The organism is Gloeomargarita sp. SKYB120, from assembly GCA_025062155.1.
In the GTDB taxonomy this organism is placed as follows: Bacteria; Cyanobacteriota; Cyanobacteriia; order Gloeomargaritales; family Gloeomargaritaceae; genus Gloeomargarita.
Map to the genome: position 1 here is coordinate 146,843 of JANXAM010000003.1, position 13,822 is coordinate 160,664.

Annotated in this window: 14 protein-coding genes; 6 read left to right on the forward strand and 8 right to left on the reverse strand. The window is 58.7% G+C overall.

The window, feature by feature from the left end:
• Positions 1 to 33 precede the first annotated feature (33 nt).
• The 3 genes from NZ705_02540 to mnmG are packed head-to-tail and all read right to left on the reverse strand — an operon-like array spanning position 34 to position 3,106.
• Entirely contained in the window at positions 34 to 381 is a 348-nt protein-coding gene (locus NZ705_02540; protein MCS7291837.1) for a hypothetical protein, read from the reverse strand.
• 39 nt (positions 382 to 420) lie between these two features.
• Positions 421 to 1,221, reverse strand: coding sequence for a hypothetical protein (locus NZ705_02545; protein MCS7291838.1), 801 nt, complete (start codon positions 1,219 to 1,221; stop codon positions 421 to 423).
• A 4-nt stretch (positions 1,222 to 1,225) separates the two neighbouring features.
• Positions 1,226 to 3,106: a tRNA uridine-5-carboxymethylaminomethyl(34) synthesis enzyme MnmG gene (gene mnmG / locus NZ705_02550; GenBank protein ID MCS7291839.1), complete on the reverse strand. Its 1,881-nt coding sequence runs from the start codon at positions 3,104 to 3,106 to the stop codon at positions 1,226 to 1,228.
• Positions 3,107 to 3,169: 63 nt separating this feature from the next.
• Between mnmG and NZ705_02555 the strand changes: the two genes are divergently transcribed.
• The gene (locus NZ705_02555; GenBank protein ID MCS7291840.1) at positions 3,170 to 3,916 is read left to right on the forward strand and encodes an HAD family hydrolase; all 747 of its coding nucleotides are present in this window, start codon (positions 3,170 to 3,172) and stop codon (positions 3,914 to 3,916) included.
• Here the strand turns inward: NZ705_02555 and NZ705_02560 are convergent.
• Positions 3,849 to 4,691 carry an undecaprenyl-diphosphate phosphatase gene (locus NZ705_02560; GenBank protein ID MCS7291841.1) on the reverse strand — a complete coding sequence of 281 codons (843 nt, stop codon included), beginning with the start codon at positions 4,689 to 4,691 and terminating at the stop codon, positions 3,849 to 3,851. The two genes, NZ705_02555 and NZ705_02560, sit on opposite strands and share 68 nt — an antisense overlap.
• 88 nt (positions 4,692 to 4,779) lie before the next feature.
• Here NZ705_02560 and NZ705_02565 point away from each other — a divergent pair, with 88 nt between their 5' ends.
• Complete coding sequence (locus NZ705_02565) at positions 4,780 to 5,826, forward strand: adenylate/guanylate cyclase domain-containing protein (GenBank protein MCS7291842.1); 1,047 nt, start codon at positions 4,780 to 4,782, stop codon at positions 5,824 to 5,826.
• 2 nt (positions 5,827 to 5,828) lie between these two features.
• Positions 5,829 to 6,794, forward strand: coding sequence for a TIGR04168 family protein (locus NZ705_02570; protein MCS7291843.1), 966 nt, complete (start codon positions 5,829 to 5,831; stop codon positions 6,792 to 6,794).
• On the opposite strand, the gene NZ705_02575 is transcribed toward NZ705_02570, so the two are convergent.
• Positions 6,685 to 7,158 carry a pentapeptide repeat-containing protein gene (locus NZ705_02575; GenBank protein MCS7291844.1) on the reverse strand — a complete coding sequence of 158 codons (474 nt, stop codon included), beginning with the start codon at positions 7,156 to 7,158 and terminating at the stop codon, positions 6,685 to 6,687. The genes NZ705_02570 and NZ705_02575 overlap by 110 nt on opposite strands.
• 125 nt (positions 7,159 to 7,283) lie before the next feature.
• On the opposite strand from NZ705_02575, the gene NZ705_02580 reads away from it, so the two are divergent.
• Positions 7,284 to 8,270: a CsgG/HfaB family protein gene (locus tag NZ705_02580; GenBank protein ID MCS7291845.1), complete on the forward strand. Its 987-nt coding sequence runs from the start codon at positions 7,284 to 7,286 to the stop codon at positions 8,268 to 8,270.
• On the opposite strand, the gene NZ705_02585 is transcribed toward NZ705_02580, so the two are convergent.
• A complete protein-coding gene (locus NZ705_02585) occupies positions 8,251 to 9,384 on the reverse strand; it encodes an EAL domain-containing protein (protein MCS7291846.1) in 1,134 nt (377 codons plus the stop codon). The genes NZ705_02580 and NZ705_02585 overlap by 20 nt on opposite strands.
• A 541-nt stretch (positions 9,385 to 9,925) precedes the next feature.
• A complete protein-coding gene (locus tag NZ705_02590) occupies positions 9,926 to 11,854 on the reverse strand; it encodes an FAD-dependent oxidoreductase (GenBank protein MCS7291847.1) in 1,929 nt (642 codons plus the stop codon).
• A gap of 216 nt (positions 11,855 to 12,070) precedes the next feature.
• Between NZ705_02590 and NZ705_02595 the strand changes: the two genes are divergently transcribed.
• Positions 12,071 to 13,027, forward strand: a complete 957-nt coding sequence (locus NZ705_02595) for an FkbM family methyltransferase (protein MCS7291848.1) — start codon at positions 12,071 to 12,073, stop codon at positions 13,025 to 13,027.
• A 19-nt stretch (positions 13,028 to 13,046) separates the two neighbouring features.
• Here NZ705_02595 and NZ705_02600 read toward each other — a convergent pair whose 3' ends face one another.
• The gene (locus tag NZ705_02600; protein ID MCS7291849.1) at positions 13,047 to 13,289 is read right to left on the reverse strand and encodes a cation transporting ATPase C-terminal domain-containing protein; all 243 of its coding nucleotides are present in this window, start codon (positions 13,287 to 13,289) and stop codon (positions 13,047 to 13,049) included.
• Between the two features lie 99 nt (positions 13,290 to 13,388).
• On the opposite strand from NZ705_02600, the gene NZ705_02605 reads away from it, so the two are divergent.
• Positions 13,389 to 13,565, forward strand: coding sequence for a helix-turn-helix domain-containing protein (locus NZ705_02605; protein MCS7291850.1), 177 nt, complete (start codon positions 13,389 to 13,391; stop codon positions 13,563 to 13,565).
• Positions 13,566 to 13,822 lie beyond the last annotated feature (257 nt).

Here is a 13,822-nt window from a genome sequence, read left to right on the forward strand (position 1 = left end):
CAATTCAAGCAAACACTACCTGGGTTGAGAGTTTCAAGACCAAAACCCTTCCCAATCAGGACAGCTTGTGCCTTCCACGCCGTAGGGATGCATCGCACACACCAGAATCTGGCCGTTATAGACTTGGCCGTGGTAGTGCTTGCAGCCTACACAGGCGGGTTGCTCCATCACTAGAGGTTCCAAGGTGCGGGCAAGGGGTTGCACCAAGATTTCCTCCAGCCAAGTCGCTGCTTCGGCTAGGGGAGTTTCCCACTCCCACAACATCTCCTCCAGTTGGTTGTCCCATGCCTCCCACTGCTCTGCCCATGCTTGGGCATGCGACTCCCACTCCAGCAGGGTTTCTACAATCAAGCCGTTAAGCTGCTGCCACCAGTCCGGCATAGTCGTCTCCGGTTCGTTAGCTTTATTGTACCCACCGACTCAATCGCTGAGAGTCTGTCCCACCAGGAGGACGCGGTTTTGATTCCCTTTGACCAGCACTACCTCCCGTTCCCGCACCTCCTGCAGTCGCCAACCCGTTGCACCCACCAGGCCGCCAATGGTTACATTCTGTGTGGTGTCTCCTATCTGGAACAAGGCCGTGGATTGGGGCCCCATCTGCAACAGACCAACTAGCGTCATGGTTGGACGTTCTGGCGTTGGACTAGGAGAAGGACTCACCACTGGACTTACAGGGGACCTGGGCAAGCTCGGTGCACTCGGTGTTCGCAGAGCAACGGGTGGTTGAGGAAGGGGTGCTACCGTCACCGGCGGCGGTGGCGGCGGTAGCGAACGCACCTTAGGCGCAGGCTTTGGCGCTGGAGACGGCGGCGCTTCCGGAATATGGTCCAACGCCCTGTCCAAATAGGCAATGAATTCGGTGTGGGCCGGTTCCGGCTGGGTCACTATCGGTCGCGCGTGCCAGTGCCGTTGCCAGCTCCAGGCGCCCAGCATCACAACCAGCCCAAGGCCCAGCCAGAGCCACCAGGGCCACTCCCGCTGCTCAGGCGTCTCCACAAAGGCCGCCGTCAAAATCGGTTCCACCGGCTGGGGCGGCTGTGGCCGATAGGTCAAGACAACCATAGGCCCCGGTTCACGGGAAACGGGCGCAATGGCAAACGACTCACGGGTCGGGGGCAAACGACGCTCCGGCGGCAATGGCGTCTCCAGTTGGGCAAACACCTCCTCCACTAGGGCGTCCGCCTGCGCTTCCCACGACTCTTCGGGTAGGAAGTCCTTCATTCCTTCATGCAGATAGGCGGTGATGCAGCTCTAAGTAAACTAGCAGGGCCTGAATATCAGCGGGATTTACACCCCCGATGCGGGCGGCTTGACCAAGGGTGAGAGGGCGAACATGACTCAATTTCTCCCGCGCCTCCATTGATAGCGTAGGAATGCGGTAGTAGTCAATATCTTCAGGCAGGCGCCGGTGGGCCAATTTCTGCATTTGCTCAATCTGCTGACTCTGGCGCTGCAGGTAACCAGCGTACTTGAGACGAATCTCAACACTTTCCTGCACTGCGCGCGGTAAATCCGCCCGGCCCAAACCCCACTCCACCAGGTTTTGGTAGTGAATCCCCGGTCGGGTCAACAACTCCGCCAGGGTGACTGCGGTGCGCAAGGATTCTCCCATCGCCAGAATGGGCGCTGCTGCCGGGTCGTGGGGTTTGAGGCGCACCTGCTGCAACCGCTCTTGCTCTGCCGTAATCTGCCGCTGCTTGTCCAGGTAAATCTGCCAGCGCCGGTCGTCAATCAACCCAATTTCTCGCCCCAAGGGGGTCAACCGCTCGTCGGCGTTGTCGGAACGCAGGTGCAACCGGTACTCGGAACGGGAGGTGAGCATCCGGTAGGGTTCCCGCAAGTCCCGCGTACACAGGTCGTCAATCAGGGTGCCGATGTAGCTCTGCTCGCGGGGGAAGATGACCATCTCTTTGCCCTGGACATAGCGGGCGGCGTTAATCCCAGCGACAATGCCCTGGGCAGCGGCCTCCTCGTACCCAGTGGTGCCGTTGATTTGGCCCGCGCAAAACAGCCCCTGGACCTTCTTGGTCATCAAGGTGGGAGCGCACTGGGTCGCTGGCACGTAGTCGTACTCCACCGCATAGGCGGGGCGCAGCATCACGCAGTTTTCCAGGCCCGGCAGGGTGCGCAGCAGGGCCAGTTGCAGGTGCTCTGGCAGCCCGGTGGAAAACCCCTGCACGTAGAGTTCGGGGATGTCCCGCCCCTCTGGCTCCAGAAAGATTTGGTGGGATTCCTTGTCGGCAAACCGCACGATTTTGTCCTCGATGCTGGGACAATAGCGCGGCCCTTTGGCCTCCACCCAGCCCCCGTAGACTGGCGTCAGGTGCAAGTTTTCCCGGATGAGCCGGTGGGTCTCCGGTGTGGTGCGGGTGAGATAGCAGGCCATTTGCTCCCGCTCCTGCCACACTTCGGGGTCAAAACTAAACCAGCGCACTTCAGGGTCGCCCGGCTGGGGTTCCAAGCGGCTGTAGTCCACGGTGCGTCGGTCCACCCGCGCCGGTGTGCCCGTCTTCAAGCGGCCCACCTCAAACCCCAGGCGGCGCAAACAGTCGGTCAATCCTTCGGCGGCGAATTCCCCCGCGCGTCCGGCGGCCATCGAGCGGTTCCCCACCCAGATGCGGCCTCCAAGAAACGTGCCGGTGGTCAAAATGACCGCCTTGGCCCCAAAACGGACCCCAAAGTAAGTGGTCACCCCTTGAATCTCGTCGTTGGGCCCCAGGAGCAAATCCGTGACCATCCCCTCGCGCACCCACAGGTTGGGCTGGTTTTCCACCACTTGGCGCATCACACGGCTGTACTCCCGCTTGTCTGTCTGGGCGCGCAAGGCCCACACCGCCGGTCCGCGCGAGCTGTTGAGCAGGCGTTTTTGCAGGTAGGTCCGGTCTGTAATCTTGCCGATTTCCCCGCCGAGGGCGTCCACTTCATGCACCAACTGGGACTTGGCCGGCCCCCCCACCGCCGGATTACAAGGTTGCCAGGCAATCCGGTCCAAATTCAAGGTCAACAGTAGCGTCCGGCAGCCCAACCGCGCGCTAGCTAGAGCCGCTTCACAGCCGGCATGACCGGCCCCCACCACAATGACATCAAAGACGTCCAAAAAGTCCATTTCTACATACTTTTGCGGTCTGTTTCTCATTGTAAAATTGACCTGCGACGTTTTCCAGGTGCCATGAGCCGGCTGACCCTGCTGACGGATTTTGACGGCCCGATTGTGGACGTTTCGGAGCGCTACTACCAGGTCTATCAGGTGTGCCTGCAAAAAATGCAGCAGCAGTTCCCCGAGGCGACCCTGACCTACCTGGATAAAGCCACGTTTTGGGGGTTGAAACGGGCCAAGGTTTCCGAAACGGACATCGGTATCCGCTCTGGGTTGACGCCTGAACAGGCGCGCCAGTTCTCCCAGTGCCGCCAGGAGACGGTGCATACCTTTCCCTACTTTGAGCTGGACCGGTTGCAGCCTGGGGTGCGCGAGGTGCTAGCGTCGCTGGAGCCACAGGGCATTGACGTGTACGTGATTACTATGCGGCGGGTGCGGGAACTGACCTTTGCCCTGCGGCAATTTGCCCTGGAATCGCTGTTGCCCTTCTCGCGCTGCTACTGCGTTGCCGATGACTTTGTCAAAACCGCCGACCACCTGGACAAACCGCTAGTGCTGGCCCGCGCCTTAGCGGCCATTGCCCCTAGTGGTCCCGTAGGGATGGTGGGGGATACGGAAGCGGACATTATCGCCGCCCAAACCCACGGGATTCCGGTGGTGGCGGTGACCTGCGGCATTCGGGATGCGGCGACCCTGCAGCGCTATCAGCCGGACAGCATCCAACCCGACCTGGTCAGCGCGGTGCGGTGGCTCAGCGCAAGACGCCCAGACCCCAGCCCACCAGTAGCACTACCCCCAACACCAGCCGATACACGATGAAAATGCCGGTGCTGTGGCGTTGCAGATACTTGAGCAAAAAATCAATCGCCAGGTAGGAAAACCCGAATGCGGAAACCGTCCCCCAAAACACGCTGCTCAGGCTGGCGCGGCTTAATTCAATCTCGGTCAAAAACTCGACCACGCCCGCCAACAACAAAGCTGGAACGCTCAGAAGAAAGGAAAAGCGCGCGGCAGCTTCCCGCTCCAGACCGATGAGCAGTCCTCCGACGAGCGTTGCGCCCGAACGGGATACGCCTGGGATCAGGGCAAACGCCTGGGCGCACCCCACCCAAAACCCATCGCTGACCCGGAGAGCGTCCATGCCCCGATTGCGCCGGCCCACCCGTTCTGCCCAACCCAGCAGCAGCCCTACACTAATCAACGCACCCGCAATCACAGGCAAACCACGGGGGGGCGACCCTACCGTGACTTTCACCACTGTGCCCGCAATAAGCAGGGGTAGGGTACCCACAACCAGGCTCAGCAGCACCCGCGCCGGTTGGGATTGCCACTGGCCCTTGCGCACCGCCAGGACAAACCCCCGTCCGACGTGGGCCAGGTCTTGCCGGAAGTACCACAGCAGCGCCGCCAGGCTCCCCAGTTGGATCACGGCGCTAAAAGACACTCCAAAATCCGGCCAGCCCAAAAACGCCGGCAGGATTCGCAGGTGGGCGATGCTGCTAATGGGCAAAAACTCGGTGACGCCCTGGATCAGCCCCAGCACGATTGCTTGCCACCAAGATGGGAGCGGGGGAGCGGTGAGCAGCCACAGCATACGGACCACCTCTCTAGGCCACTGTCCATCTAGTGAACCACAATTCTCTTGGGCTAAACTGAACGTGAGGGCCGTTGTTCCCCGATGGATGGGCAATGTGAACACTTCCACGGCGTATCTACTGGTCACCACCCCCACGGGCGAGCAGTACATTCCTTTGGTTGGCGGCAATACTTGGAGCATTGGGCGGGCAGACCGCAACGGGATCGTATTGGCGGACCGGTGGGTGTCCCGTCACCACGCCATGATCCAGCGCCTGGATACGGGCGAGTACTACTTTATTGATTTCGGCAGCCGCAACGGCTCGTTTTTGCGAGGACGGCGGGTGAGTATTCCCGTGGCTTTGCAGGACGGGGACCAGTTAACCCTGGGCGAGACCAAAATTGTGTTCCACGTGCGCCATTCGGTGCCCCCGACGACAGTGCCCCCTAAGTCCAAGGGAAGCGACGCGGGTGAACACACCACGGAGGTCCTGCACGTGCGCTGTTTGATTTCGGTGCTAGTGGTGGACATCCGCGAGTACAGTCTTTTGGCGCGGCAGTTGGATGAGGCGCTTCTGGCCCAGGCGCTTGGGTCCTGGTTCCGGCAGGTGGGGGAAATCATCCAGCGCTTTGGCTCGCGGGTGGACAAGTACATTGGCGATGCGGTGATGGCCGTCTGGATTCACAGCGCCCAAGGCCCGTCCCAAAACGATATGCTGCGGATACTGCGCACGGTCTGGGCGATTGACAAGACCACGGCGAATTTGCACTACCAACATCCCTTGCCAGGCCCGTTGCGCGTCGGGGTTGGGCTCAATACGGGCTATGCGATGGTGGGCAACAGCGGCAGCGGCGAACGCCCCGAATACACAGCGCTGGGGGATACGGTGAATGCGGCCTTTCGCTTGGAGTCGGCTACCCGCACGTTAGGACTCGACCTGGCGATGGGGCAAAGCACGTTCAGTTACATCCAGGACATGGACCAGGCGCGGGAGTTTTTTGCCCCCTACACCACTACTCTCAAGGGCTACGACGAGCCGGTAACCCTGTGGGGCACTTCCTTCAACAACCTGCGCTTGTTTTTGCAGTTGCACAATCCCGAGGGTGGCACCCGCAGCGGTACCTTTACGTTTCCATTGAGACAGCCGGATTGACCGTGGTGCGCTTGGCGGTGGTGGGGGATGTGCATCAACAGTGGCAGGCCGCTGACGCCCTAGCGCTCCGCCATCTGCAAGTGGATTTGGTGTTATTTGTGGGGGATTTCGGCAACGAGGCGGTGGAGGTGGTGCAGCAAGTCGCAGCCTTGCCCTGGCCGAAAGCAGTGGTTTTAGGGAATCACGACGCCTGGTACACGGCAACGGACTGGGGACGGCGCAAATGCCCTTACGACCACAGCCGGGAGGATTGGTTTCAGCAGCAACTGGACCTCTTAGGGGATTGCCATGTGGGATACCGGCACCAGGAATTTCCTGCTTTGGACCTCACGGTGGTAGGTGGGCGGCCCTGTAGCTGGGGCGGGTCAGAGTGGCAATGGGGGCCATTTTACCAGCAATATTTCGGGGTTGATGGCTGGGAGTCTTCTCAGGCGCGCATTCTCCAGGCTATCCGGCAAGCTGCGTCATCGCGGGTCATCTTGCTCAACCACAATGGCCCGGCAGGTTTGGGCGGTCAACCCTGTGACCCCTGTGGTCGTGACTGGGCACCCGTGGGGGGCGATTTTGGCGACCCGGATCTGGCGGCGGCGTTACACACCGCTCGAGGCGAGGGGATACCGATTCCCCTGGTGGTGTTTGGCCACATGCACCGGCAGTTACGGGGGAATCTGGGCCAGCGCCGGATGGTTCACCAGGATGCCCAGGGCACAGTTTACTTCAACGCCGCTGTGGTGCCCCGAATTCGGGATGGCCTGCATCATTTTGGCCTGGTGACCTTGAGCGCCACCGCCGTCCAGCGCGTGAGCTATGTGTGGGTGCATCCCCAGGTTGGTGTGGTGGAAACCGAAGACCTGTGGGTTAACGACAGCCCAAGCTCTCCCGCGTGGCCACACCCGTCACAGGATTTACCCCGCTGGCCCGCTCACACAACTGCATCTGGGCATCCCGCCGCAGCACAGCGCCTGTAAAATCGGCTCCGGTGATGTCGGCATCGGTGAAGTTGGTGAGGTAGGCGTAGGCGTCCCGAAGGATGGCGTTTTTCAGATTGGCGTGGGTCATCAGTGCCATATCCAGCGTCGCACCGGTGAGATTGGCGCCCTCAAAATTGGCCCGGTCTAAATTGGCCCCAAAAAAGCTCACGCCCCGCAAATCAGCCCCGGCAAAATTGGCCTGGCGCAACAGGGCCTTGACAAAGCTGGAATCAGTTAAATTGCGACCGGAAAAATCAGCTCCCACCAGCATCCGTTTGTTGTAGTCTTCGGCATGCGCTGGCAAACCCATCAGAACCCACATCACGAGGGCAATAGCTAGCCAGCGTCTCCACCGCCGCATCACAGGCCTCCTCAGCCAGCCGACATGGGAACTCTACCCCAATTATAGGGGCACGCCTTGGAAGGTTTCACGCCAGATGAAAACGTGCTAAAGTTTTGGGCAAGTGTTGGCAGCGGAGTGGGGAGATGACAGCAGGGCTACGAACGGTGGCAGTGCTGTGCCTGTTAAGTGGGAGTGTGTATTTCGTTACCCCTCAAGTGGTCACGGCACAGGGCATCGGCGTTGAGCAAATCCAGGTCCAGACCAAAAAGCGGTTGGCTGTTTTAGATTTTGAGTTCGCCAGCACGGGCTTGACGGGTTTAGGGCTGTATGGTGCTGTAGGTCCGGCCAAAGGCGTCAGCGATTTACTAACCAACCGGCTGGCCCAGAGCGGCGCGTTCATTATGGTGGAGCGCAGCCGGATCAACCAAATCCTGGCGGAGCAGAATCTGGGGGCTGCGGGACGTATAGAACCGGCAACGGCGGCGCAGATTGGTCGGCTGCTCGGGGCGGATGCGGTCATTATCGGTTCCATTACGCAATTCAATGTGCAAGAATCCCGCTCGCATATCAACATCGGCTTTTTTGGCATTAGCACCGCCAGCCAGCGCCAGAAGGCGGATGTAAAACTCTCGGCCCGGATTGTCAATACCAGTACCGGTGAAATTCTAGGCGTCGCCGAAGGGACTGGCACAGCAGAACAGAGCAGCGGTGGCGCGACCGTTTACGGCATTGGCGGCGAGAACTTTACCGATGCGGCGGACCAACTGCTAGCAGCGGCGGCAGAACAGGCGGTAGCCCAGTTGACAGAAGGAATTGTCCGTTTGGAGCCAACTTTAGCGGCGCTTCCTCCCTTGCTCCCGGATGTGATTGCCATCGTGGCGGATGTGTCCCCTGGACGGGTGGTATTGAACAAGGGAGCCAAAGACGGCCTGCGCCCCGGCATGGTGATGTCGGTGGAACGGGTGGTCAAGGAAATCAAGGACCCCCAAACGGGCAAGGTTCTGCGCAGGGACACTCAACCGGTGGGACGGGTGCAGTTGACGGAAGTGGATGCGGTTTCCGCCGTTGGTCGCATCTTGAGCGGCCGGGGCCTGAAGGTGGGGGACGCTGCTAAACCCGTGCCGAACTAAGATAGTTGGGAATTTGGTTGGCCGGTAGGGGTTCAGAAAACAGGTACCCTTGCGCCAAGTGACAGCCCAGCCGTTGCAGAAACAGGCGTTGCACGCCTCGCTCCACACCTTCAGCTACCACGGTCATGCCGAGATTGACCCCCAGGTTCACGATTGCCCCTACGATAATCTGCGCTCGGCGACTCATGCTAGCCAAAAAACAGCGGTCAATTTTCAGGTATTGAATCGCCAGGTCGTGTAGTCGCCCCAGGGATGAATACCCCATGCCAAAATCATCCAACCCGATGGCCACGCCGAATTCCTGTAACTGGACCAAGTTGCGCTCTAGACTGGCGACCGTCCCCAGCCCGCTGCTTTCGGTGATTTCCAAAACCAGTTGTTCTGGCTGCACCCCCGCTCCTTGCACCGCCTTGAGCACATCCGTTACGAAGTGTTGATGGGTCAATTGCGACGGTGACACATTCACGTGCATCCGCAGCGGACCCATCTGGGGGAACTGAGCCTGCCATTGCTGCAACTGGTGGAGCGCCTGCTGGAGCACCCACCGGCCCAAAGGGATGTTCAACCCACACGCTTCCGCCAGGGGTAGAAACGCCGCCGGCTGGAGCAACCCAAACTGGGGATGTTGCCAGCGCACCAATGCTTCAAAACCAACCGTGGCCCCTGTGTTCAACGCCACCACCGGCTGGTAGTGCAAAACAAACTCGCGCCGAGCCAGCGCCAGCTCCAGGTCATACGCTTGGCCTTGCACGTGGGTCGCCTCAACATCGGGACAGGGCCGCCATTCCAGCAGTTGCACCCTCACGACGACGGCGCGGACACTGGGTTCAGCTAATTGATTGGTAAACGTCAAACGCACCCACGGACAGTGATCCTGCGCACTGCGCCAGCACCCTTGCCAGGCTATGTCCGTGCGGGGATGGGCCAACACCTGGTGCCACAAGTCCATCGCCTCGGTCAGGTCGGCGGGGTAAAGAAACTGCCACCACGGTTGACCGACTACATCCTGTAGACTGCCCAGGTACGACGCAGCCTGGGGGTTTTGTACCGTCACAATGATTCCCTGTTCATTCAGACACAGATGGGTTGCCAACTCTGCTTGCTCAGACGACATAAAAAATTCCTTGAAACTGGAGAAACGAACCCTGGACTAAAGAATTTGTTGGACAACCACCCATGCCCGCGTTAGTGATGCAACCCATTGCTTAGTCCTTCTTCATATTAGGCGGTCACCCCAGCGATTGTCATCCGTAAAGCCACCGAGCACCCAAGAAAGACCGACTCGTAAACCCGCTTAATCCAACGTTAATCTCACCCCCGATTTTTAGGTCATTGTCAGGACATTACTGTTGTTATCCAACGGATAAAATTGTATTTTTATAGCTAAGCCATCTCTGCTTGTCAGTTTTGGAGTCGCAGGGCCCAGCCCCGCCTTGGGTTCTCCTAGTATCTCCCTGACAAACTAAAGCAGCTCGGCTATACTAACAGTTTTTCAGGGTCAATTGTGTATTGCGAGACTAGGGGTTTATCTGACGTTTGACTTGGGGAAGAGCAATTTCTATATGTCTGCTGCTGTTTCCAAGGGCAGGAGCAACAAAGAGGTATGACCGCATCCCACCGGCCCGTGAACGATAAAGCGTGCTGCCGACAAGGGGTTAAGTTAGGGTTAAATTAGCCAGCCAGCCGCGCGGGTGGACTGAGTACAAGGGTCGCCGTTGCAGGCCCTGGCGGTGCAGGATTTCGTTGGCGGCTAAAAACCCACTGCTGACGGCCCGTTCCATCAGGGCGCAGGGAAAAGGCATCTTCACCCAATCGCCGGCAAAAAACAGGTTGGGGACAGGGGTCGCGCTTGTAGGCCGGTTGGCGTAGCTGCCTGGGGGAAAACCGGAGAAATTCTTTTGATTCACCAGTTCCCGGTGGAGGATGGTCGCGCCCCGCAGCGCCGGCACAATCTCGTACAATTCCTGCTCAAAGGTGGTCAGAAGCGCTTCCTGGGTCGGGAAGTCCTTTTCCTTGTAGCAGTAGGCGTGCAACTCCACCACGCTCCCGCCGGTCGCTTGCGCCCAAGCTTTGTAGTCGTCCTGAATCCGGTGGTACAGGGTGATGCTGTCGGTCAGGCGGTAGCCCGACAGGGACGTGAAGTAGCTATAGGGCCACTCGAAATCCCGGTCGAGCCAAAAGCGCACCACCGCGAAGGGGTCGGCCACCGCTAACCCTTCAATCTGGCGCACCACGTCGGGATGGGGGTCTCCTTGGCTCAAGCGGAGGATTTGCTGCGCCCCTGGAACGTCGGTGGCCAGAACATAGTCCTCGGACTGGAGAAATTCCTCCGCCGCTGGGGATGCCTGGGACGCTACCAGTTGCACCCCCTGGTCGGACTGGGCCAGGACGGTGAATTTACGGAGGTTGCGCGTCGCCGGGCCTTTGACGACCTCCCCTTGGGCGGTAAATTCCGCCCCGTGACAGGGACAGCGATAACTTCCGTCCGGTTGGACCTGCACCGTACAGCCCTGGTGGGGACAAGTGAGACACAGGGCATCCTTCCCCTGCACCCGATAGACCGCATCTCCCGCCCCGTAAAACCCAGGGGGCAACACAGGGTTGGCGGTGACCCAAAAAGGCGCCGTGCCACCTTGACCCCCCGACTGCACGGTTAACCCTGCAATTTCCCCATCGCGCCAGTGCAGTGCCGTCACCGTGACCCCCGTTTTGATGGTTCCGCCGTTGGCCCGAATCCGCGCGGCAATCGGTTCAACCAGGGAGCGGCGCATATCCTGGCGAGTGCCTCGAAACGCCAAGCCCTCGGGATTGCCAAAGAAATAGAAGTGGAAAAACTGCATGAGTTCACCAGCGCTGAGCACGTCGGGAGCGTTCAGGCTGGATTTGGCAAAGGGTAAAAAGTACAGGTCAAACAACCCACGTGGGAAGTCGTCCCCCGCCCATTCCAGCACCGAGAGATGGTCCAGGCGCTGGTAGCTCCCCACCGGGTCAAAGCCGGTAATTTCTCGAAACACCGCCCAGTGGGCCGGGCTGGCCAAATTCAAGCCCCAGCGCCAGCGGTTTGGGGAAGCCACCGCCAGGTCCACAATGTTCCAGGGAAACGCCGAGCGACGGGGGCGAAACACCTCGGCTGCGTACCCATGCCGGTAGACCACTGCGTAGGAGTCCAGAAACACGAAGTGGTCATCGCACCCCAGTTCCCGCACCAGTTGGTTGAGATTGTAGTACTGGGGGAAAAAGCCGTGGAAGCCGTGCTCCATCTGCAACGTAACGCCGTTGACTTTCACCGGCCAGCTAGCAATTTTGCCCCCCAACTGGGGCGCCCGTTCCAACAGCGTCACCTGAAACCCCCGCCGGCTCAATTCATAGGCGCAGGCCAGACCAGCCAGCCCTCCACCGATCACGGTCACGCGCCGGGGTTGGGTTAACCGCCAGGGCAACGTCGGCGGGTCCGGCTGCCAGACGGTGGGCTGAGGTTTGACAAAGCGGGAGTATCCCACTAGCGTCCCCAATCCTCCGACCCCGAACAGCTTAAGCAACTGACGGCGGGATAGGGGGTGATGCGCTTCCGGCGATGGCTGCATAGCAAGTCAGGAACGAACCAACTCCTCACACACCACTTCTACCCCTAGATGATAGGGAGCAACCATGACCACTTCCGCTATCTAGCCACAAGCAGCAAAGAAATGTCAAGAACAAGGGCAAGGTAATTCTAGGGACACAACTGGCGCGGTGGGAATAGCAGTTGTAAGTCCGGTTTCATGCTACGATAAGAGCGGAAAGTCGAGGAATCACAAGCAATGCCTGCGTTTTTTACCCCTTGGCTCAAGCAGGCAGGTTTTTTAGATAACCTGTGGGTGCGGGTTGGTCATGTGGGGTCGCGGCCCCTTTGGGATGCGGACGACTGGGAAAAAAGTGGCTGGGGGATTTTTGTACCGAATTTACAGGTTTACGGGTTTGACGCCGACCCCGATGCCTGTGACGAGGCCAACGCCGCCGCTGCCGAAAAAGGGGTTACCTGGCAAGAAACCCATGTGCCCCTCGTGCTGAGCGACCGCTGTGGGACGCAAACCCTCTATATCACCGAACACCCCGCGTGTTCGTCCCTGTATCCCCCCAACGAACCGTTTCTGGAGCGGTTTCGACTGGAGGTAATGCGGGGAGTGGCCACAGTGGAGGTCGAGACGACCACGTTGGATGCCTTCTGCCAGGAGCAGGGGATTCCGGGGTTGGATTACCTGCGCGTGGACGTGCAGGGGGCGGACCTGGATGTGCTGCGAGGGGCGCCGAACGTGGTGAATCACAGCCTGCTGGCGCTGGAAATCGAAGTGAATTTTTCACCGCTGTACATTGGCCAGCCCCTGTTTGCGGATATTGATACCTTCTTGCGTCAGCAAGGGTTCATGCTGATGGATCTGGGACTGCACCCGGGGGTGACACGACGGTTGCTGCCGGTGACCAGTCGCACGGATAGCTACCGAGGCCAAAAACTCTGGGGCGATGCGGTCTATGTGCGAGATTTATTAGCTCCAGAGACTCCAGACCAATGGCGCACGCCCGATCACATTTTCAAACTCGCTTGCATCATGGACGTCAAAGGCTACTGGGATTACGCAGCGGAACTGCTCGTGCATTTGATAGAAACGCATCAATGGCCGCTGCGGGATGTGATGTTGAAAGCTATTCAAGAGCAGGTTGCGGCTGATGACTATCCCCACATTCCCCTGGTTGCTCACTTAGCTCCAGCGGGGACGTAAATCTGGGGTTTAGTCAATGTTAGTCAAGGGCGTTGGCGGCCCAGGCCACCGGCAACATGGGGAGCATTGGCAGTAGACAAATCAACCGGTTCTCACCTAACAGGGGTGCTGTGGTAAACAAAGTATTCACGACCGGCCATTGACTGAAAAGAATCTGTAAAAGTACAGCGACAACCATGCCTAAAAAGACAGTGGGTGCAGGCGTAATGTGACGGGTTTTCCCTCGCAGAAAGGCCCCTAAACTGAGGCCAAATTGACTCACGCTGATCAATAGCTACAGCTAAGCTTTTTAAGGTTGTCATATAATGAACGTGTTGCTAGGGAGTGAGAAAATGCCCAGACCATATAACTAGAAGCTATCTTGAATGGCGCCACTATCATGGAAGTCAGTCAGTTCCTAAAGGTCAGCTATCGAACGGTACAGCGCTGGCTCAGACAAGGGTCAGAAACAGGAAATGTTCACCCCAAGGAAGGCTATCAAAAAGGCCATCGTCATAAGCTGAAAGACCTAGAAGCATTCCAGCAGTTTGTGGATTAACGGGAGATGGCCGCTCACTTCGGTGTGAGTTAAGGCCCTGCAAAAGATAGGCTATAACCACAAAAAAAACGTATTTCTAAGAGCGACAGGCTTACTGTGAGTCAATCGAGCAGATACCGCTAAATCAGGTGGTCTAGATGGACCAATCTGGCGTAGATTACCGGGATATTGATGAATAAGGAGAGAGTTTAATCGTGGAGAACGAATTAGCATGATGGCGGCTTACCCATCAGGGCGTGTGATGGAACCATTTACTT

Excerpts from the sequence above, each read along its gene's own strand:
- NZ705_02555 (MCS7291840.1), top strand. The coding sequence starts at position 3,170 with ATGAGCCGGCTGACCCTGCTGACGGATTTTGACGGCCCGATTGTGGAC.
- NZ705_02565 (MCS7291842.1), top strand. The coding sequence starts at position 4,780 with ATGGGCAATGTGAACACTTCCACGGCGTATCTACTGGTCACCACCCCC.
- NZ705_02590 (MCS7291847.1), bottom strand. The coding sequence starts at position 11,854 with ATGCAGCCATCGCCGGAAGCGCATCACCCCCTATCCCGCCGTCAGTTG.
- NZ705_02540 (MCS7291837.1), bottom strand. The coding sequence starts at position 381 with ATGCCGGACTGGTGGCAGCAGCTTAACGGCTTGATTGTAGAAACCCTG.
- mnmG (MCS7291839.1), bottom strand. The coding sequence starts at position 3,106 with ATGGACTTTTTGGACGTCTTTGATGTCATTGTGGTGGGGGCCGGTCAT.
- NZ705_02575 (MCS7291844.1), bottom strand. The coding sequence starts at position 7,158 with ATGCGGCGGTGGAGACGCTGGCTAGCTATTGCCCTCGTGATGTGGGTT.
- NZ705_02595 (MCS7291848.1), top strand. The coding sequence starts at position 12,071 with ATGCCTGCGTTTTTTACCCCTTGGCTCAAGCAGGCAGGTTTTTTAGAT.
- NZ705_02560 (MCS7291841.1), bottom strand. The coding sequence starts at position 4,691 with ATGCTGTGGCTGCTCACCGCTCCCCCGCTCCCATCTTGGTGGCAAGCA.
- NZ705_02545 (MCS7291838.1), bottom strand. The coding sequence starts at position 1,221 with ATGAAGGACTTCCTACCCGAAGAGTCGTGGGAAGCGCAGGCGGACGCC.
- NZ705_02585 (MCS7291846.1), bottom strand. The coding sequence starts at position 9,384 with ATGTCGTCTGAGCAAGCAGAGTTGGCAACCCATCTGTGTCTGAATGAA.
- NZ705_02580 (MCS7291845.1), top strand. The coding sequence starts at position 7,284 with ATGACAGCAGGGCTACGAACGGTGGCAGTGCTGTGCCTGTTAAGTGGG.